Origin of the sequence: Robertkochia marina (assembly GCF_004799345.1) — a bacterium.
GTDB classification, from domain to species: Bacteria; Bacteroidota; Bacteroidia; order Flavobacteriales; family Flavobacteriaceae; genus Robertkochia; species Robertkochia marina.
The window spans coordinates 1-18,967 of sequence record NZ_SSMC01000001.1 but is presented as its reverse complement, the minus strand read 5'-3'; the positions used below and the strand labels follow the sequence as shown (position 1 = coordinate 18,967).

The following is an 18,967-nucleotide window of genomic DNA, read 5'->3' as shown; positions in this document are numbered from 1 at the left end:
TCCCCTCCGCGCAAAGCTTTATCGCCAGCTGGCGCGCGGAATAAATCTCAACTTTCAAATCGCAAATTCCAAAGAATAAAATCGTCTTCGCGAGGGGCTGCTTCGCAGACCTGTGGCGATCTCCCAATTATGGTACAGGGGTTATTATGGGCTTCTTCATCAATAGCTAATTAGAAGTAACTTGCTAACCACCCCGCCCTTTCCCCAGCGTGCCAGCTGGCCCTTTCGCTAAAATGGTCCACTTGCCCTCGCACCACCTGGCTCCTCACTATGAAAGGTTCTCAGAACCTTTCATTACCGTTCGGCCCTACACGCTCAGTCCTCCTTGGAAAGGAGGGGGTATATTTCAATTCCAAAACCAACTACAGTGCCGAAAGGCATTGAATTCGATTCGGGAGATCGCCACGGTTTACTTTGTAAACCTCGCGAAGACGATTATTTTTCATTTGTTCGCATAACCGCATAACCGCATAACCGCATAACCGCATAACCGCATAACCGCATAACCGCTTACCTCTAAAAGAAAGTTAAAGAATCTCCCAACTGTTAAATTCTTCAAAATACCCGTAACATTTTGATTTATAGATAGTCTTATTAGTGTAATCAATCATCAAACGAACCAATAAATAATCAAAAAATGAACAGTTTAATTTTAGTAAGTAGTTTAATTCTGGGATGGAACGGAACTACTCAAATGGAGAGCGACACTACAGAGTATGAACCTGTATACAATGAGGTGGCCTGTGAAGCGTCTGCAGCAGAACTTAACATCGATCAAATTCTTTATGTAGAAGAACAAGAAGAGATCGTTTTAGGATTCGATACGGCAGCCTACCTGCCTGAGAATTTTGATGCCCATGCCGGGAATCTTAATGACATTGTATTTATCGAAGAAGAAGCGGAAGTGGTTCTTGGTTTTGAAACCGCCGAATACCTTCCGGAGAATTTCGACGCCTTCGCCGGCGATCTTAATGATATCTTATACGTAGAGGAAGAAGAGGAGATCACCCTGGGGTTTGAAACGGCTCAGTACCTTCCTGACGGATTTGATGCGCATATGGCATACCTGAATGATCTGGCTTATGCCGAAGAGGAAGAAGAAATAGTGCTGGGTTTTGATACGCTGGCATGGCTTCCTGAAAATTTCGACCCTCATGTAGGCGACCTGAATGCGATCAAGTACATAAAAATGGATTATCATTTTATGAACAGATTCAGACAGTCTGAGGCCATTGCCGAATTGGATTTCTAAACAGGTAAATGAATCATATAGTTAGTTAATTTTAAGTGTGATTTTGTTAGTAGTTAGAGTGTTGACACCAAAGCCTAATCAACTTTAGTGTCAACGACAAAAAAGAAAAGACCCGATATAAGGGTCTTTTTTTTGCCATAAACTTGCTTTAATTCTCAACACATTTTAAGGGTTTGACAACAAATAGGGGTGTTAATGTTTTTAGAATCAGTATTTTATATTACTTTCATTTTGCAAACCCCAATCTAATGAAGTCAAAAGAACAATACTTCAATCCGGTGCCAATGATCGTCATAGGAATGGCTTTCACCCTGGCAAGCCTGGCACTGAGTCTGACGCTGTTATTTAAAATGGTATAAAGGCTTGGTTAAGTTTTCTCAAAAGGAACCCTGATCATTGTGATTCTTTTTGAGTGCTGCTTCCAGGTTGAATGGCGCTACTCAACATCTCTTCCTCTGAGTAATTCATCTCTCAGTTGGTTTCCTTTTTTTCGTATTAGATAGAACTCATGCCCGTTTTTTTGTGGTTAGGTAGTTGTTGCCTGATAAATTCAATGGTTCGTAGTGCTTTTATCAGGTAATAGGCAGGAATTAGTAATTTCCGGGAAAAAGTAACAAGATGTCTAAGCTTCGTCGAAAATTCTTGAAAGATTCTGCCCTTTTCACCGGTGGACTAATCCTAATGCCCAATTTGATAAGTTGTGAAGATGATGAACCACTGGAAGAACAATTGCCCGATGAGGCTGAAAACTCCTTGAGGAGGGATAACTTTTTTGAAGGGGTGGCCAGTTTTGATCCATCAGATACCCAGGTAATTCTCTGGACCCGTTATACCACTAGCAATGATAGCCAGGTCACCCTTGGGTGGCAGATAGCCAATGATGAGGGCTTTAAAGATGTGGTGAGGAGCGGCGAGGTGACAACCGATGCCTCCTATGACCATACCGTTACCCTTGAGGTGAGGGATCTTCCTGAAGGCACCTCCTTTTTTTACCGATTCTTCAACCTTAAAGATGGCATGGTGTCATCAGTAGGACAGTCTCTGACCCTACCTTCTAAAAATGATCAAACGGCACAGGTCAGGATTGCAGCTTGTTCGTGTTCCAATTACATAGCCGGTTATTTTAATGTTTACGAGGCGATCGCAAATTCTGAGGCCGATTTTGTATTGCACCTGGGCGATTATATCTATGAATACGCAACTCCTTCTTCGGTTGATGCTGGATTAAACAGAAACCATGAGCCTGATAAAGAACTATTGCAGTTGAATGATTACCGATCAAGGTACCGGCAATACAGGAAAGACCCCCAGCTTCAGGAACTGCATCGCAGAAAACCTTTTTATGTGGTCTGGGATGATCATGAGGTAGCAGATAATGCGTGGCAGAGTGGCGCCTCGGCCCATCAACAGGATGAGGGTAGCTACGAGGTACGTAAACAGGAAGCCATAAAAGCATTTAGTGAATACCTTCCCGTACGAACTGAAAATATAGCAAAGGTATACAGAAGGGTTGAAATAGGTGGTATAGCTGATCTCTTGCTGTTAGATACACGGCATGCCGGCCGGGACCTGCAATTGAATTACCGGTCTTTTCTCAATAATGACACTACTGTTGACTCGGAAGCCTTAAATAATGCCCGAAACGCGGCAGACAGAACTCTTTTGGGGGCTGAACAACGATCCTGGTTGGAAGGGAGTTTGGGTAATTCAACAGATAAATGGTGTCTGATAGGGCAGCAGGTATTAATGGGAAATATGCTGTTTCCTGCAGAACTGTTACCTCTGGTAGACCAGGGTTTCTCTGAGCAGGAGGCATCGGGTAGTATTTCGCCTGAGACCCTTGAAAGTCTTGAGATTACACTAAGAGAGCTTCTGGAGATCAAACTGAGACAGCAAAATGGAGATCCGACCCTGTCGCAGGAAGATTTAGAGCGGGTCAGGGATGTAGTGCCTTACAATCTTGACGCCTGGGATGGGTATGCTGCCGAGCGGGAATGGTTGTTGAGCAGGGTAGAAGCTCCGGTGGTTGTCATTTCCGGAGATTCGCATAATGCATGGTTCAATGAACTCTATACCCTAGATCGTACGCTTAAAGGGTATGAAGTGGCCACAGCAGGAGTGAGTTCAGCTGGCTTCGAAAGACTTTTATCGGGCACTACAGCTTCAGCAGCCCAATTTGAAGCTGCCCTGACGCTTTTAGTTGATGACTTGGTATACAGTAATATTTCCAATAAGGGCTTTGTGCTTCTCGACTGTAGTTTGTCAACCATTCAGGTTAGCTGGAACTTTGTGAGTACCATTACAGGTACAGCTTTTAGTGTACTGAGTGATCGCACCGAAATCCTCACCCGCTGATATAAAAAAACCGTCGCTGCAAAGCGACGGTTTTTATGATAGATGTAATTTTTGCGATGTTTATTCCTGTATTACAGGACCTCTACGATCAAACCTTCTTCTGTTTTTTCAACCTTCGCAGCCTGATTCTTTGTGAGTTCTTTAATGGCTTTATCCCATTTTTTATTGGATAATCCGGCCTCTGACTTAAGAACGTCCAAAGGCATTTTTTGCTCCTTATTTAATAACTCCAGTACTGCTTTGGCATCATCACTAATGACCAGTGGTTTTTTCTCCGGTCTCATTTGCGGGAAGAACAATACCTCCTGAATGGAAGAGTTGTTGGTAAGCAGCATCACCAGGCGGTCAATACCGATCCCGATCCCTGAGGTAGGAGGCATTCCGTATTCCAGGGCTCTTAAGAAGTCCTGGTCAATGAACATAGCCTCATCATCACCTTTTTCAGATAACTTCAATTGATCTTCAAAACGCTCTCTCTGATCAATAGGATCATTAAGCTCTGAATAGGCATTGGCCAGTTCCTTTCCGTTTACCATGAGCTCAAATCGCTCGGTTAGCGCTTTGTTATCTCTGTGCTCCTTGGTTAGCGGACTCATTTCCTTAGGATAGTCGGTAATAAAGGTAGGCTGTATGTAGTGGTGTTCGCATTTTTCACCAAAGATCTCATCGATCAATTTCCCGATACCCATGGTCTCATCAACCGGTATCTCCAGTTTTTGACATACTTCACGAAGTTCATGCTCATCCATGCCGGCAACGTCAAATCCGGTGTGTTGTTTAATGGCCTCCAGGATAGGAACCCTTGGGTAAGGCGCCTTGAAACTTATGGTATTATCACCCACCTGAACATCTGTCGATCCTGTAGCATCTACGGCCACCTTCTCGAGAAGTTGCTCTGTGGTATTCATCATCCAGTGGTAATCTTTATAGGCAACATAGAGCTCCATGACGGTGAACTCAGGGTTGTGAGTACGGTCCATCCCTTCATTTCTGAAGTCCTTGGCAAACTCATACACCCCGTCAAAACCACCAACAATAAGTCGCTTCAGGTATAATTCATTGGCAATACGCAGGTAAAGCGGAATATTAAGGGCGTTGTGATGGGTTTCAAAGGGTCTTGCCGCCGCTCCGCCGGGAATGGCCTGAAGGATCGGCGTTTCTACTTCGAGGTATCCCTTGTCGTTAAAGAACTCCCGGATACTGTTGGTGATCTTTGTTCTTTTGATAAAAGTGTCTTTTACCTGAGGATTCACGATAAGGTCTACGTAACGCATTCTGTATCTAAGCTCAGGATCATTGAACTCATCGTATACCTTACCCTCACTATCTACCTTTGGTAGTGGTAACGGACGCAGGGATTTATTCAGAACTTTGAAATTCTTCACCATAATGGTTTTCTCTCCTACATTGGTGGTGAACAGTTCTCCTTCGATCCCGATAATGTCTCCGATATCAAGAAGTTTTTTGTAAACTTCGTTGTACAGGGTTTTGTCTTCCCCGGGGCAGATCTCATCCCGGTTAAAATAGATCTGTATGCGACCTTCACTGTCCTGTAGTTCAGCAAATGAAGCCTTCCCCTGAATTCTTCTCGACATTAATCGACCGGCAAGGATCACCTTTTTTCCTTCCTCATAGTTGGCCTTTACCTGTTTTGAGGTATGATCTACCGGAAATAATTCGGCGGGATATGGGTTGATACCCATGGCTCTTAACTTTGAAAGTTTTTCTCTACGGATCAGTTCCTGTTCAGAAAGTTGCATAGTTTCTTTTTACATTTAAGCCTGCAAAGATAGTGAGTATTTGATAATCAGTCAAAGCCATGTGCTCTTTTGCAATAACGGCTTCAGATTAGTTTGTGTAAACTGTAACAAATGGCCTTTTGGAGAGTCTAATGAATTGCATAAGGCCTTATTAAAGCCCCGTTAAAAGCAACTTCAAAAGCAAACCCCATGAGTATCTGGAGAGTATTACTGTCTATTATTTGTCCGCCCTTTGCTGTTCTTGATAAAGGCTGTGGTTCTGTGATTATTGTTTTTCTGTTATGGCTCTGTGGATGGGTACCCGGCGTGATCGCGGCCCTGGTTATCTTGAATAATCCGAACCGGTAAACCACCCTGTCTGCCGGCAGGCAGGCCCGCCCGCTATGCGGGCACCCCTCCTTCGCAAGGAGGGGATATAATTTGATTCTAAAAAAGCTTGAGCACTGGAAGCCCCCATCCGATCACACAAAAGTGTGATTACCTTCCCCCCCCCAAAGGGAGAAGGATTCTTTATATGAAGTGGCTTTGTATTTTCTCAGTAGTTGGCAGTTGCGTAATACAACTCCCCTCCCGCTGGGAGGAGGGCCGAACGATTGTGAAAGGTTCAGTGAACCTTTCATAGTGAGGAGCCAGGTGGCGCGCTGGCGAATAAGCTTCGCCTGGAGGGGAGGGCTTATTACAGGTAAGCCTTAATTAATCCCAGTACTAGTTGAGGCAGATCGCCACAACCTACTTCGTAGGTCTCGCGAAGACGATGCATTCACAATCCATAATCCATCATCCATAATCCATCATTCAAACTCGTTCCTCAAACTCGTTCCCCAAACTCGTCCCTCAAACTCGTTCCCCAAACTCGTTCCTCGAACTCGTCCCTGACACCTAAAACCCTTATCTTTGCCACATGAATAAAAAGGTATTGTTACAAGACCTGGGCCATCGTGATTATAAGGATACGTGGGATTACCAGGAGCAATTATTTCAGGAAACTTTTGATGTTAAGGTCAGGAACAGGAGGGAAGCGGCTTCTGAGCCAACCCCGAATCATTTTTTGTTCGTAGAGCATCCTCATGTTTATACCTTAGGTAAGAGCGGTGATCTCTCTAACCTGTTGCTCAATGAGCAGCAATTAGAAGAAAAAGGTGCAACCTTTTATAAGATCAACAGAGGAGGCGACATTACCTATCATGGACCCGGACAGATCGTGGGGTATCCAATACTCGATCTGGAAAATTTCTTTACCGATATTCATAAATATCTCAGACTGTTGGAGGAGGCTATCATATTAACCCTTGACGAGTATGGCATAAAAGCAGAGCGCTCTAAAGGTGAAACGGGCGTTTGGCTTGATGTGGGTACTCCCTTTGCCAGAAAGATCTGTGCCATGGGCGTGAGGGCTTCCCGATGGATCACCATGCACGGGTTTGCTTTTAATGTCAATGCCGACCTGGGTTATTTTGACAATATCGTTCCCTGTGGTATTAAAGACAAGGCTGTAACCTCCCTGAATGTCGAACTGGGTGTAAAAGAAGTTGATGTTGAGGAGGTAAAACCTAAGATCATCAAACATTTTACCGACTTATTCGAAGCGGAAATGATCGCTGTAAAACCTCAGTTGTCCTAAACAACAGGATTCTGATCATTTGAGGCTGTAAACCACTACGCTGTTATCATCTCCTGTGGTAACCAGTTCCACCTTTTTGTCATTGTCAATATCATCCATATCCACCAGTGAGGTGCCGTAAACAGGGAAGTTTTTTAACAGTTCTCCATTACTGTCAAACAGGTACACCTGGTGGCTTTGCTTGTCGGTAACAGCTATGTAAAGTTTGTCATACAGGTAAAATATCCTGGGCTGGGTATACATACCGTAATCTAATTCAATGCTCTTGTCTTTGATGTAGAGTATATTATTCGAAATGGCCGTGAGTGTATGAAGGGTGGCATCTATTTTATGAGAAGATTCAAAAGGCTTTTTAACTCTTTTGATATTCCCTTTGGTATCTATGGTCAGGAGGTCTCCGTCTCTGGTGGTTGCGGTAAATTGATCATTGTATTGGTAGACTTCATTGTCTGAAAGGTCCAGGTTTTGTTCGATCTTGATCCTCGGTTCTCCCGTTCTGTGCAACAGGTGAAGTCTTCCGTTAGCCTCTTTAACGGCAATAAAATCTTTTTTCCCAATGCGCATATGCTTAGGGGTATTGCTAATAGGGCTTTGGGTGGGTTGCATATTGAAGCCTGAAATGATCTTGGCTTCCCGGTTGTACATAACGCTCTTATTGTTGAGGGTCAGGCAGAATCGGTAGTTCTTGGTGTTGTCATAATCAAAAACTCCTAACGGTTGGGTGATCGCAGACTGAGGGGTAATCGGAAAAGGCGCTACATCATTCCCGTTCCGGTCTACCACATACATCTTTCCGGCAGTGTTGAAGGCTAATTGCCAGCGCCCGTTGCGATAGATGTCTATCTGTTGAATATCTCCCAGTACCGGTCCGTCCAGCTGCTTTTTCCAAAGCACTTTACCCGTAGTAGAGATCAGGTATAAACCGTTGTCGGCATCCTGTATAACGACCTCTTTCTTTTTGGTGCGATGGTTGTAAACAAATTGAGGTCGGCTAATTACCGGTGCATCAACCTCGGTATTAAATACCTGGCTGATCAGGTGATCTTTCGTGCCGGTCTCGCTTGACTTTTTGGTGATCAGATTCACATGGGCAAAATCTCTTTCCATGATGTACTGCAGCGCGAGCATTTTGTGATCATTCAGATCTTTAATTGATTTTTTAAGGTCTTCATCAAGAATGCTGTTGTTCTTTCTCAGGCTTTCCAGGTTCACAAATAGTTCAATAGAGGAGGCGTCTGCTAATTCTGTTCTTACATTTTTAAAGGCGCTCAGGTTGCTCATTACAGAGCGATTCTGAATATTTGCAATAAGGTCCTTAAGTCCTTCTTTGTTGTCAGAAAGGAACAGGTAAGGAGATTTTAAAGCTGCAAATTCAGCGTCTGTTTCGGCTTTTAAAAAGCCAAACCGGTCTCTGATAAGATCTTTATTGTTTAAGGTAATGATGTCGAAATCCCGGTAGCTTTCTCCACCTGCTTTATAAGGTCTCAACCGCTCCGTAAGGTCTGTATCATCTTCAAATTCCAGCGTCCAGATCTCTGTGTCTCCCAGCTTGATAAACCCGGCTTCTTTGGCGTCTGTAAAAAGACTGTCTTTTGTGTTGGTCAGGTCTCTGATAAGTCCGTTTGCATTGGGAATACCTATAAAATAGCTGCTTATGGCCGGAGTTATGTCGGCTATTTTGCTTCGTCCCGGCTCCCGTTGCTTAAAGCGGTTTAGAATATTGGGGATGCTGTCGCCGGCGACTGCGATCCCATTCCCTCTCAACAGTTCCTGATCGATCTCAAGATCTAATGAGCTCCATTCTGACATGGCCCGAAAAACATCGGCTGTTTCGTTGTTTATGACCTTTGAAAGTAATTGCCGACTGTTCTTATTATTGATGAACAGGGTTGCTGAAGCCTGTGTTTGTGCAACCGTATACAGTCTCATTAGCTCTTTTACCCCCTGTATTTTGCTTCGGTTCCTTATAAGATCTTCTACGGGTAACTGAGAGGAAGAGGCAATAAAGAACTTCCCGATACTGGTGGAAAATATTGGCTTGTTCTCAATAAGGAGTTTGTTAATGGTGTGGTTGTCGTAAGAAATTTGCTCTATGGACCGCCCCAGGGTTGAGTCGATGGCGATCAGATCATTATGATTCTCAGTGATCAGTGTGTATTCAAAATTGTCTTTGCCGATCTCAGAAAAGTATAGCAGGGACTCTCCCTTTGGGTTGATGTATTGCAGTGAACTAACCAGGTCTTCACCTTCACGAAAAACATTGGCCTCACCTAAAGACTGAAGCAGTGCGTTGTTTTTTAAGTCACTTTTAAAACCTTCGTAGTTATTTATTCTCACTACAGCAGTGGCCTTTTCCGGAACCATGGCGATAAGCTCAGACGGGGTGTTTTCAGGTTGGCCACAGGAAAAAATAAAAGCCAGTCCGAAGGCAAGCAGAAGATGTTGGCAGTTCATAGGTGTTCAGGTTTGTAGCAAAAATATAATTTTAAAGGTCAAGAGACAATTGCTCAGGGATTAAGCGGAAAGATTTTCGGTGATAGGCAGTAGGACCGAACTTAAGGATCGCATCCCGATGCTCCCTGGTGGGGTAGCCCTTGTTTTTACTCCATTGATATTCCGGGTGCTCCAGGCTGATGTTCTCCATAAATTCATCCCGATACGTTTTGGCAAGCACAGAGGCGGCAGCAATATTGAGGTATTTGCCATCGCCCTTGATGATGCAGGCGTGGGGAATATTGCCAAAAGGGGTGAATTTATTGCCGTCTACAGCGATGAATTCCGGGGGTGTTGTAAGCTGTGCCAGGGCTTCATCCATGCTTTTTATAGATGCTTTTAAGATGTTTATCTCGTCAATTACCGCCGGCGGGGTGTGAATTACTGCAAAGGTTAATGCTTCCCGCTCAATGATCACCCTGAGTTCTTCTCGCTTCTTTTTGCTGAGTTGCTTAGAATCATTCAGGTGAGGGTGTCTGAAATCGTCGGGAAGTATCACGGCGGCAGCAGTAACGGGGCCTGCCAGACATCCTCTGCCTGCTTCATCAGTACCTGCTTCGTGTTGTAACCTACTGTATTTACCTTTTAAACCCATGGCTTTTTATTCTGACGCAAGGTACAAAACTGTCTTTAAAATGATGTTTTGGTGATGTAACTCATCAATTTTTCAATCTGTTATGAGCAGTGAATGTTGCGTTGTATTAATATATGTTCTAAACTTTTGGGATACACTAATTCAAGGTAATTTAAATCATGAAGTTAAAGTTGGCTTGTATGTTGACACTGTTTTTCGAAGTTGGCATTTCAGTTCTCTATGGCTCAGGAAAAAATCATTACCGGTACCATTACCGATCAGGAAGGGCTTCCTTTGACGGAGGCAAATGTACTTGTTAAGGGTTCTTGTACGGTTAGCCAGATCGATCTGAAGGTATTCTTATCCACCTGATGAGATGGGGTCCAATCCGAATATTCCTTCTCAAAAGTTCCTGGATGCACCCATGTGGTTCAAGAATTAAGATTGAGAATAATAACCTTTATAAAACTCCGGATCGTTTTCCGGAGTTTTTTTATGGCCTGAACAGAAGGTGTTTAACGGAAAAAGGAAAGATAAACCCCGCTTTTAGTTCTCAAAAAAGAAGCGATAAAGGTGCCGGATGTCTTGTAATTAACTGTTTTTGTTGATAAAACCGAAGGTTGAAAGGGTGTTTTGTTATGGATTTGATGATATTTCAGGTAGCTTAAACAAAATAATCTTAACAATTTATAAACATTCATAGATGTTGTTGATGACAAATAATCAAACTAAATATTCTTAAATGTAAGAATAATAGCTCAGCCAGGATGTCTCTTAGTTTCATAATTACCAGATAACTAATAACATACATTTTTTTTTGCGGTAAACCTTAATTTTCCAAAGCATATTGAGGATTTTCTGAACCTCTCATTCTCAAGCTGAACGATGGGTAATATTTATGGCAGAGGGTTGCAATTTTCATATTAAATGATGACTTTAGCGCCTCGCTAATTCAAATTAATTTAAATATGAGATCAAAGTTTACTTGGATGTTGACGCTTTTTATGGCGTTCGCACTGCAGTTCTCGTTTGCTCAGGAAAAGACGATCACTGGTACGGTTACCGACCAGGACGGACTTCCTTTGCCGGGAGCTAGTGTTTTGGTAAAGGGTACTACAAATGGTACCCAAACAGATTTTAATGGTAACTATTCGATTGTTGCCAGTGAAGGGGAGACCCTGGTTTTTGCATTTATCGGTCAGAAAACTGAGGAGCGTATTATCGGTGCTTCTAGTGTGATTGATGTACAATTGGTTGAAGATGCCCAAGCGCTCGAAGAAGTAGTAGTGATTGGGTATGGTAAGCAAACCAAAGAAAAACTTGTTCAAAGTGTAGCTATTGTAGGAAGTGAGCAGATCGAGGATATTCCTGCTGTTGCTCCCCAAGAATTACTTCAGGGACAAGCTTCAGGGGTTCAGGTGGTAAATTCATCTGGTATTCTTGGTGCTGCACCTGTAATTAAGATTCGTGGGGTTGCTTCCATCAACGCTGGTGGTAGACCATTGGTAGTTGTTGATGGGGTGCCGTTGAACGATGCTAACCTTTCTTCAGGTCAGGGTGGTCAAGCCCTGAACCCGCTTGGAGATATTAACCCGAACGACATTGAGTCCTTTTCTGTACTTAAAGATGCTGCAGCAACTGCCATCTACGGTTCTCGAGGGTCTAACGGGGTTGTACTGATTACTACCAAGTCTGGTAGAAAAAATCAGAAGACTAAGATTACCCTGGATATGTCTACCTCATGGTCGGAGTCTACAGATCTGTTCGATATGATGGATGCAGATCAGTTTAGAGGTTTTGTTGCTGAACGCGCGGGAGCTACACCAGAGGATTATCCTCAGGGAGGTTTTGACTGGGCTCCTAATGTGGTGAGAACCGGACTTTCAAATGATCTTAACTTTTCTGTGAGTGGTGGTGGAGAGAAAACCACTTTCTTTACTGGTTTCACCTATAAGGATCAGGAAGGTTTTATTATAGGGAACAATCTGAACCGTATGAGTGGAAGATTAAACCTTACGCATGAAGCAAACGACTGGCTGCGTATGGGTGTAAACCTCAGTGTTACGGAGAACAGAAACGACCGTGTAGGTTCTGAGAATTCTACCTTCGCACCACTTACAAGTTCATTCCTTCAAACGCCATGGGTAGAGCCTTATGACGAGAATGGAAACTTTGTTAATACCGGGTTTATTGCAAACGTAATTGCGATCGAAGCTTTAGATATTAACGATTCGAACAGTTTCAGAACTGTTGGTAATATCTTTGGAGAGATCAGTTTTACTGATGATCTTTATTTCAGAACTGATTTCGGTATTGACCGTGTGCTTCTGGAAGAGTTTTCAAGATCTTTTGAGATCAATAGCCCTGGAGGTTACGGAGATGATTATGTAGCTCAGCAAAACAAACTGGTTTGGAATAACTCCCTGAACTGGAATAAAACATTTGCCAACAAGCACGATGTTTCTGCTGTAGCTGGTATGTCTTATGAGCAAACCGATATCAGAGATATTTTCGTAAGTGCTACAGGGTTCCTTTCTGACGATCAGATCAACACCGTTTCTGGTTCTGAACCTGGAACTACGATCAATACAGTTACAGGTAGCCGTCTTGTAGGTTACTTCGCAAGAACTAACTATTCTTACGATAACAAGTATACCGTCGAGGCATCTTTCAGAAGAGATGGTTCTTCAAGATTTGGTGCTAACAACAAATACGGTAACTTCTGGGCTGTTGGTGGTGCGTGGATGCTTTCTTCAGAGCGTTTTATGGAGAATGTTGACTGGATCGATATTTTTAAGCTTCGTGGAAACTACGGTACTGCTGGTAACGACAGAATTGGAGATTTCGCTTCTTTGGCACGTTTTGAAGGAGGAAATATCTCTAACTATAACGGAGCTTCAGGTTTGAGACAGCTTTCTGCAGCGAATCCTGATCTTCAGTGGGAACGTTCTAAATCATATGATATTGGATTTGAGCTTGGGATGTTTAATAACAGAGTAAACCTAAGCGTTGACTACTATAATAAGACCACTACTGATCTGATCCTTAACGTTCCGATTCCACAAACTAACGGAGGTCTGAACTCGATCACCGATAACGTAGGTGAAATGGAGAACAGAGGTTTTGATATCGATCTGAATACAGTCAACATCAGAACTCCTGATTTTGAGTGGACAACATCGCTTAACCTTGGTATCAATGAAAACGAAGTGCTTTCATTACCAGGTGCCAGCGTTGATGATCAAGGTCGTGAATTTATCAGCGGTAGTGCTTCTCAGAGAGCTATCGTAGGTCAATCGGTGAATACATTCTACCTGATCAGATACAATGGGGTTAACCCTGAAACCGGTGATGCTGAATGGTTGGATAAAGATGGGAATGTAACGACAACCCCAACAGCCGATGATCGTGTGATCGTAGGAGACGCCAACCCTGATTTTGTTGGAGGTTTTAGGAACACCTTAAAATGGAAAAACTTTGATCTTAATTTCTTCTTTAACTTCAGTTATGGGAATGATATTATGATCGACGGATTGAGATTTACAGACAACCCTAATGGTTTCTTTAATAAGAGAGCACAGTTATTGGATGTTTGGGAGAATCCTGGAGATGAGGCCTATGTTCCTTCTTTCAGCAGTTCAACTTTCAGTACTTTTGCACAAAGATCAACAGCGCAACTTAGAGATGGATCGTTTGCTCGTCTGAAGAACCTGACTCTTGGTTATAGTGTGCCAACATCTTTCCTTGAGAAGTCAGGATTCCTTTCAGGAGCCAGAATCTATTTTACGGCAAACAACCTGCTTACTATTAAAGCAGATAATATGGATGGTATCGATCCTGAAGTTACCGATACTGTTGGTAACTTAGGTCAGGGTGAGAGCTTCTTTACTCCACCACAATCAAAAACCTATCTTGTAGGTGTGCGATTAAACTTCTAATAAATAAAATATGAGACGAAATATGAAAAGTTTAAAATATATAGCTAAGATCGCTTGTGCCTCGCTTCTTTTGGTGGCGTGTGACAATGAGCTTGATCTTGCTCCGGAGGATATCCTGACTCAGGAAGTGGCTTTCTCAAATGAAACTACAACCCTTGGGGTGTTGACAGGTGTATATAGTACCGCTCAACAGGACGACGTATTGAACGGAACCAACCAGTTGATGGGAGACTGGATGGCGGATAACATTGATTTTGTGGGGTCGTTCCCTACCTTTAATGAGATCAGATTGTATACTACATTATCAGATAATGGTTCTATTGCAGCCGTTTGGGATGATAATTATGAAGCTATTGGTGGTGCGAACCTTGTTATCAAGAATGCTCCCCTGGTAGACGACCCTAATTTCACTGAAGAAGAAAAGGCTAATGTTGTAGCACAAGCCAAATTTTTAAGAGCTTTAGTGTATTACAACATTTCTAACTGGTGGGCTCAACCCCTTCAGGTTGCAGGCGCTGGTACCCTTTCTGTGCCGCTGGTGACTGAGCCATTCGAAGGTGAGGTTTCTTTTCCTGAGCGTGCTACCTTGGGTGCTGTTCAGGCCCAGATCGAGCAGGATCTCTTAGAGGCTATCCCTGCTTTGGCTGATGGAGGAGATCGTACCATTGCTTCAAAAGGTGCCGCAGAAGCACTTTTGGCAAGATTGTACCTGATTCAGGAGCGTTGGGCTGAAGCTGCCGATTATGCGAATAGGGTGATCCAGAATCCTAACTATACACTGGCTTCGAACTATGATTTCTACAACACTCTTGATGCCGAGCACGTATTTACCCTGGTAAATACAGCTGCTGATGGTCAGGATAGTGGTCAGGGATGGTCTGGACTTACTTCTCCGGTACCCACCGGAAGGGGTGATGCTCCGTATTCTGATAACCTGATCGCCACCTTTGCTGAAGAGGCTGGAGACCTTAGATATAGTGAATTGACCGTTATCGGAACAGATGCATTGGGTGCTGAGAGACCGTTCTCGTCTAAATTCCCAGAAGCTATTAACAATAGTGATAATGCTCCGGTAATTCGAATCACTGAGATGTACCTGACAAGAGCGGAAGCAAACTTTAGAGGTGGTACCTCTGTAGGTGATACTCCGGTTAATGATATCAATGCCTTGCGTGCTCGTGCAGGTCTGACTGCACTTGGTTCTGTAGATCTTGATCAGATCCTGAACGAAAGACGTAAGGAGCTTTGTTTCGAAGGTTTCAGAAGGATGGACCTGTTAAGGAATGAGTTGAATCTGAGAAGACCCGGTATGCCTAATGAAGCAGCATCTGCTCCAGGACAACCTAAAACCATCTTCCCAATTCCGGTTCTACAACGTGACCTGAACCCGAATATGGAACAGAATCCAGGTTACTAATCATTAGTGATCATGTAGATGAAAAACCGCCTCAATCGAGGCGGTTTTTTTTATGCTTTAATTTACTAAGATGGATTATCAAACTTTAAGCTCATTTCCAGATTCCAAAGTGCAATATAATCTCAAAGAGTTTTAGAATTCTATATTACTTATATAGAGCTATAGCGATAAATCTCGATAATAAAAAGCTTTGCATGCATGAGTTATTGTTCATTTTGCCTTGATGCAACGGCGTAGCCCTCATGAGCTCATCTAGAACAATAATAGATTCGCGAATAAAACGAACCGTAATACTTAACTTTTTTTCCCGGCGCGCCTTCTGGCTCCTTCGCTAAAAACAGCCACAGGCTGTTTTCTTAACGCTCGGCCCTGCTTCATGCTCCGCACTTCCGCTTGGTTTACATCCAGCACACCATCTGGCCCCTCACTATGTAAGGTTATTAAACCTTACATGTCCGTTCGGTCCTGCTGCAAATATTCGTCCCTTCCAAACCAGCATCACAAATTGGATTAACTGAATTTAATTCTTGTTAGGTATAGAAAGCTGTCCTCAGGTTCTGGCAGGCCAGGCTCCGCTTGATGAAGTTGCCGTGAAAAGCCAGGTGCTGTTTAAGCCACGCTGAAGGCGTGGTGAGCCTGCCTGCGGTAGGCAGGTTCACCTTGCTTAGGCAGGACTGAGCGTAAAGAAAAGGTCTTGCAGACCTTTTTAGCGATAGAGCCAGCCTGCGCGTGGTCATTAGATCAATGGTTTCGGTTTCACTGTGATGTTACTTTTTTACTCACACCCTTTCTATTGTTTTAGAGGTGTTCGTGAGCCCTGGCGGGGTTGGGCAATGCAAAAAAGTAAAGGCTATCAATTATGAGAAGTCAAAAATTAAATTCTTAAGCTGTAGCTTGTAGAGCGGGTTCTAGCGAGCAGCCTGGCATGCCACAGCAGACAGCTCTCCTTAATTCGTGTATGGCAGATTCAAAAAACAATGGGGCTTTTTAAAGGATTATTCTACCTTTGCTTCACAAAAATCATTGAATGAGACCTGTATTTTTTCTGCTTTTATTGTTCTTCGTAGGTGCCTCAGTATCCTATGGTCAATCACAACGTCCCGAAGCCCGGGAGATACAGGATACCACCCTTAATTTTAGCAGACGGTTCGAGCAGCAGAAAAAACCTGAGCTCGAAGTGCCAATTACCGATTATATGATCATCTCTGCTGCCAGAGATACTTCAGTGTTTGATACCACGCTCACGATCAAAAAAGAATACAAACACAATTACCTTCGAAAAGATAATTTTGAACTGCTTCCGTTCTCGAACGCGGGGCATCCATACAATACGCTTGGGCTGCCTTTGTCAGGGCAGGGACTTTACCCTAGAATGGGGGCACGGGCTAAACACTATCAATACCTGGAGGTAGAGGATATCAATTACTACCACGTTCCAACCCCTACCACAGAGATCTATTTTAAAACGGTCATGGAGCAGGGGCAGAACCTCGATGCGTTGTTTACCCTGAATACTTCTAAGAACCTGAACCTGTTTATTGGGTATAAAGGATTAAGGTCGCTCGGAAAATACCGGCATTACCTGGCGAGTAACGGGAATTTCAGAATGGGATTCTCTTATAAAAGTCCGAACGGGAGATACCGGGTATGGTCGCATATGACCTCCCAGGATTTCTTAAATCAGGAAAACGGCGGACTGTTGGTTCCTTCTCAGTTTACCGAAGGTGAGTCGGAGTTTACTGATCGGGCCAGGGTAGATGTACTTTTCGAAAATGCGGAAAACTTTCTGGTAGGTAAACGTTATGTTGTAGATCATGACTTCTTGCTTATTCGTCCGCAGGACAGCCTAAGTGACCGCGGTATCAGGTTGTCTCATACCTTTAATTATGAGACCAAGACCTATGAATATCGACAGGACAGTCCGCTGCTTTATTTCGGAGATGCCTTTACTTCAGAGGCCATTAACGACAGGGCAAAGCTTAGGGTGATGCAAAATAAGCTTGGATTAGGTTGGGAGTCGAAGGCCCTGGGGAATTTATCGGCCGAGGTAAATTGGTTCAATTATAATTACTTTTTCTCCAGTGTAGTCATCACTGAAGACCAGTTTATAGATAATGCTCTTAAGGAAGACGAGGTAGCCGTAGGCGGAAGCTGGGAAAAACAATGGGGGCCTTTGAACTTAAAAGTCCGCGCCCTTCAAAATATCGTGGGTGATCTTGGCGGAAATCTTCTGGATGCCTCCGCTACCCTGCAGTTTACTAAAGACCTTAGTTTGGAAGGAATGTTGTATCGTTCCAGTAGAATGCCTGATTTTAATTACCTGCTTTATCAAAGTGATTATACCAATTACAACTGGCAGAATACAGACACCTTCAGCAAGGAGAATTACAATACCCTTACAGCGGCCTTAGAATCTCAGAAATGGGGCCGCCTCGAAGCATCATGGTCGGTTATTGATAACAAGGCTTATTTTGCCACTGCTCCTGAAGGTGATCTTACCCTGTTGAATGAACTGGATCGCTTGATGGTTCGTCCGTATCAGCTCGATGGTACCATCAACTACCTCAAGGTGAAATTTGAAAATGACCTGCGGTTGGGAAATTTTGGGCTGTATAATACAGTGATGTATCAAAATGTCACCCAGGATCAGCCGGTGATGAATGTACCGGAGATCGTGACCCGAAATACCCTGTATTACCAGAATGAGATCTTTAAGAAGGCCATGTTTATTCAAACCGGGATAACTCTGAAATACTTCACCTCCTTTTTTGCCAATGCTTACAATCCGGTGCTCGGAGAATTCTATGCTCAGAACCAGGAGGAGATCGGCGATTTCCCGATGCTTGATTTCTTTATCAATGCCAAGGTTAAGCGCACCAGGATCTATTTAAAGGCAGAGCACTTTAATTCATCCTTTACCGGGTATAACTTTTATTCAGCTCCGAACTACCCCTATCGTGACTTTATTATCAGGTTCGGGTTTGTTTGGAATTTCTTTTCGTAGTTCTTTATTACTATAGTAATTCCGGAGTAACGGGCATACACCTTCCCCTGGTTAGGGGAAGGAGAACGAAATTCTTTTTCTCTTTCGTAGACGAATGCCGTGCAATAATAAGCTAATCCGAAGTAACATCCCCTTCCCCTTATTTGAAGGGGAACGTGCCGTCGCTCGAAGCGGCGGCGGAAGAGGTTTTCCGTTTTATAACGTCTGCCGTAAGTATTAGAATCCACCATTATCAGTCAGTTTTGGAGTTGAATTCCCCTCCCTGAGGGAGGGGATACCGCGCTTTGCGCGGAGGGGAGGGCTTCTTCCTAAATAGCGTATCAGTAGTAACAGCCCCTGGCGGGGTGGTTTAAGTAAGTTATACCGTATTTTGCCAGCCGGCGCGAGGGAGCAATGCCGAGGGTGTTGACGGATGGGGGCTTCTTTCTCCAAATATCTTTCGCTTTACTCGTTTCATTTTTAACTCCTTACAAATACTCTTCAAATTTTAACACCCAAAAGCTTGGAGGGAAGCAAAAACCCGTCTTATATTTGCACCCGCTTTGAACAACAA

The 18,967-nt window shown here is 43.5% G+C and carries 12 protein-coding genes; 8 read left to right on the top strand and 4 right to left on the bottom strand.

Annotated elements, in window-relative coordinates; genetic code table 11:
- Positions 1-637 precede the first annotated feature (637 nt).
- Both E7Z59_RS00055 and E7Z59_RS00050 read left to right on the top strand, forming a co-directional pair.
- The gene (locus E7Z59_RS00055) at positions 638-1,252 is read left to right on the top strand and encodes a hypothetical protein (protein WP_136334250.1); all 615 of its coding nucleotides are present in this window, start codon (positions 638-640) and stop codon (positions 1,250-1,252) included.
- Between the two features lie 618 nt (positions 1,253-1,870).
- Entirely contained in the window at positions 1,871-3,607 is a 1,737-nt protein-coding gene (locus E7Z59_RS00050; protein ID WP_136334249.1) for an alkaline phosphatase D family protein, read from the top strand.
- 71 nt (positions 3,608-3,678) lie between these two features.
- Here E7Z59_RS00050 and lysS read toward each other — a convergent pair whose 3' ends face one another.
- Positions 3,679-5,367, bottom strand: coding sequence for a lysine--tRNA ligase (gene lysS / locus E7Z59_RS00045; RefSeq protein WP_136334248.1), 1,689 nt, complete (start codon positions 5,365-5,367; stop codon positions 3,679-3,681).
- Positions 5,368-5,556: 189 nt separating this feature from the next.
- On the opposite strand from lysS, the gene E7Z59_RS00040 reads away from it, so the two are divergent.
- Together E7Z59_RS00040 and lipB are read left to right on the top strand one after the other, a co-directional pair.
- The gene (locus tag E7Z59_RS00040) at positions 5,557-5,715 is read left to right on the top strand and encodes a YqaE/Pmp3 family membrane protein (RefSeq protein ID WP_136334247.1); all 159 of its coding nucleotides are present in this window, start codon (positions 5,557-5,559) and stop codon (positions 5,713-5,715) included.
- A 553-nt stretch (positions 5,716-6,268) separates the two neighbouring features.
- Complete coding sequence (lipB, locus tag E7Z59_RS00035; protein ID WP_136334246.1) at positions 6,269-6,988, top strand: lipoyl(octanoyl) transferase LipB; 720 nt, start codon at positions 6,269-6,271, stop codon at positions 6,986-6,988.
- A gap of 15 nt (positions 6,989-7,003) precedes the next feature.
- On the opposite strand, the gene E7Z59_RS00030 is transcribed toward lipB, so the two are convergent.
- The gene (locus E7Z59_RS00030) at positions 7,004-9,442 is read right to left on the bottom strand and encodes a ribonuclease HII (RefSeq protein WP_136334245.1); all 2,439 of its coding nucleotides are present in this window, start codon (positions 9,440-9,442) and stop codon (positions 7,004-7,006) included.
- A 31-nt stretch (positions 9,443-9,473) separates the two neighbouring features.
- Complete coding sequence (locus tag E7Z59_RS00025) at positions 9,474-10,076, bottom strand: ribonuclease HII (RefSeq protein WP_136334244.1); 603 nt, start codon at positions 10,074-10,076, stop codon at positions 9,474-9,476.
- 219 nt (positions 10,077-10,295) lie between these two features.
- On the opposite strand from E7Z59_RS00025, the gene E7Z59_RS15465 reads away from it, so the two are divergent.
- The 3 genes from E7Z59_RS15465 to E7Z59_RS00015 all read left to right on the top strand — a co-directional run bounded on the left by E7Z59_RS15465 (position 10,296) and on the right by E7Z59_RS00015 (position 15,410).
- On the top strand, positions 10,296-10,427 hold the full coding sequence (locus tag E7Z59_RS15465) for a hypothetical protein (protein WP_262708813.1): 132 nt from the start codon (positions 10,296-10,298) through the stop codon (positions 10,425-10,427).
- Positions 10,428-11,023: 596 nt separating this feature from the next.
- On the top strand, positions 11,024-13,993 hold the full coding sequence (locus E7Z59_RS00020) for a SusC/RagA family TonB-linked outer membrane protein (RefSeq protein ID WP_199287184.1): 2,970 nt from the start codon (positions 11,024-11,026) through the stop codon (positions 13,991-13,993).
- 22 nt (positions 13,994-14,015) lie between these two features.
- Positions 14,016-15,410, top strand: coding sequence for a RagB/SusD family nutrient uptake outer membrane protein (locus E7Z59_RS00015; protein ID WP_168731213.1), 1,395 nt, complete (start codon positions 14,016-14,018; stop codon positions 15,408-15,410).
- Between the two features lie 530 nt (positions 15,411-15,940).
- On the opposite strand, the gene E7Z59_RS00010 is transcribed toward E7Z59_RS00015, so the two are convergent.
- On the bottom strand, positions 15,941-16,147 hold the full coding sequence (locus tag E7Z59_RS00010) for a hypothetical protein (RefSeq protein ID WP_136334242.1): 207 nt from the start codon (positions 16,145-16,147) through the stop codon (positions 15,941-15,943).
- A 290-nt stretch (positions 16,148-16,437) separates the two neighbouring features.
- Here E7Z59_RS00010 and E7Z59_RS00005 point away from each other — a divergent pair, with 290 nt between their 5' ends.
- On the top strand, positions 16,438-18,414 hold the full coding sequence (locus tag E7Z59_RS00005; RefSeq protein ID WP_136334241.1) for a putative porin: 1,977 nt from the start codon (positions 16,438-16,440) through the stop codon (positions 18,412-18,414).
- Positions 18,415-18,967: the final 553 nt, after the last annotated feature.

What these genes read in the sequence shown, in the direction of transcription:
- E7Z59_RS00050 (WP_136334249.1), top strand. Translation starts at nt 1,871, where the DNA reads ATGTCTAAGCTTCGTCGAAAATTCTTGAAAGATTCTGCCCTTTTCACC.
- E7Z59_RS00015 (WP_168731213.1), top strand. Translation starts at nt 14,016, where the DNA reads ATGAAAAGTTTAAAATATATAGCTAAGATCGCTTGTGCCTCGCTTCTT.
- E7Z59_RS00055 (WP_136334250.1), top strand. Translation starts at nt 638, where the DNA reads ATGAACAGTTTAATTTTAGTAAGTAGTTTAATTCTGGGATGGAACGGA.
- E7Z59_RS00030 (WP_136334245.1), bottom strand. Translation starts at nt 9,442, where the DNA reads ATGAACTGCCAACATCTTCTGCTTGCCTTCGGACTGGCTTTTATTTTT.
- lipB (WP_136334246.1), top strand. Translation starts at nt 6,269, where the DNA reads ATGAATAAAAAGGTATTGTTACAAGACCTGGGCCATCGTGATTATAAG.
- E7Z59_RS00040 (WP_136334247.1), top strand. Translation starts at nt 5,557, where the DNA reads ATGAGTATCTGGAGAGTATTACTGTCTATTATTTGTCCGCCCTTTGCT.
- lysS (WP_136334248.1), bottom strand. Translation starts at nt 5,367, where the DNA reads ATGCAACTTTCTGAACAGGAACTGATCCGTAGAGAAAAACTTTCAAAG.
- E7Z59_RS00025 (WP_136334244.1), bottom strand. Translation starts at nt 10,076, where the DNA reads ATGGGTTTAAAAGGTAAATACAGTAGGTTACAACACGAAGCAGGTACT.
- E7Z59_RS00010 (WP_136334242.1), bottom strand. Translation starts at nt 16,147, where the DNA reads ATGACCACGCGCAGGCTGGCTCTATCGCTAAAAAGGTCTGCAAGACCT.
- E7Z59_RS00020 (WP_199287184.1), top strand. Translation starts at nt 11,024, where the DNA reads ATGAGATCAAAGTTTACTTGGATGTTGACGCTTTTTATGGCGTTCGCA.
- E7Z59_RS00005 (WP_136334241.1), top strand. Translation starts at nt 16,438, where the DNA reads ATGAGACCTGTATTTTTTCTGCTTTTATTGTTCTTCGTAGGTGCCTCA.
- E7Z59_RS15465 (WP_262708813.1), top strand. Translation starts at nt 10,296, where the DNA reads ATGGCTCAGGAAAAAATCATTACCGGTACCATTACCGATCAGGAAGGG.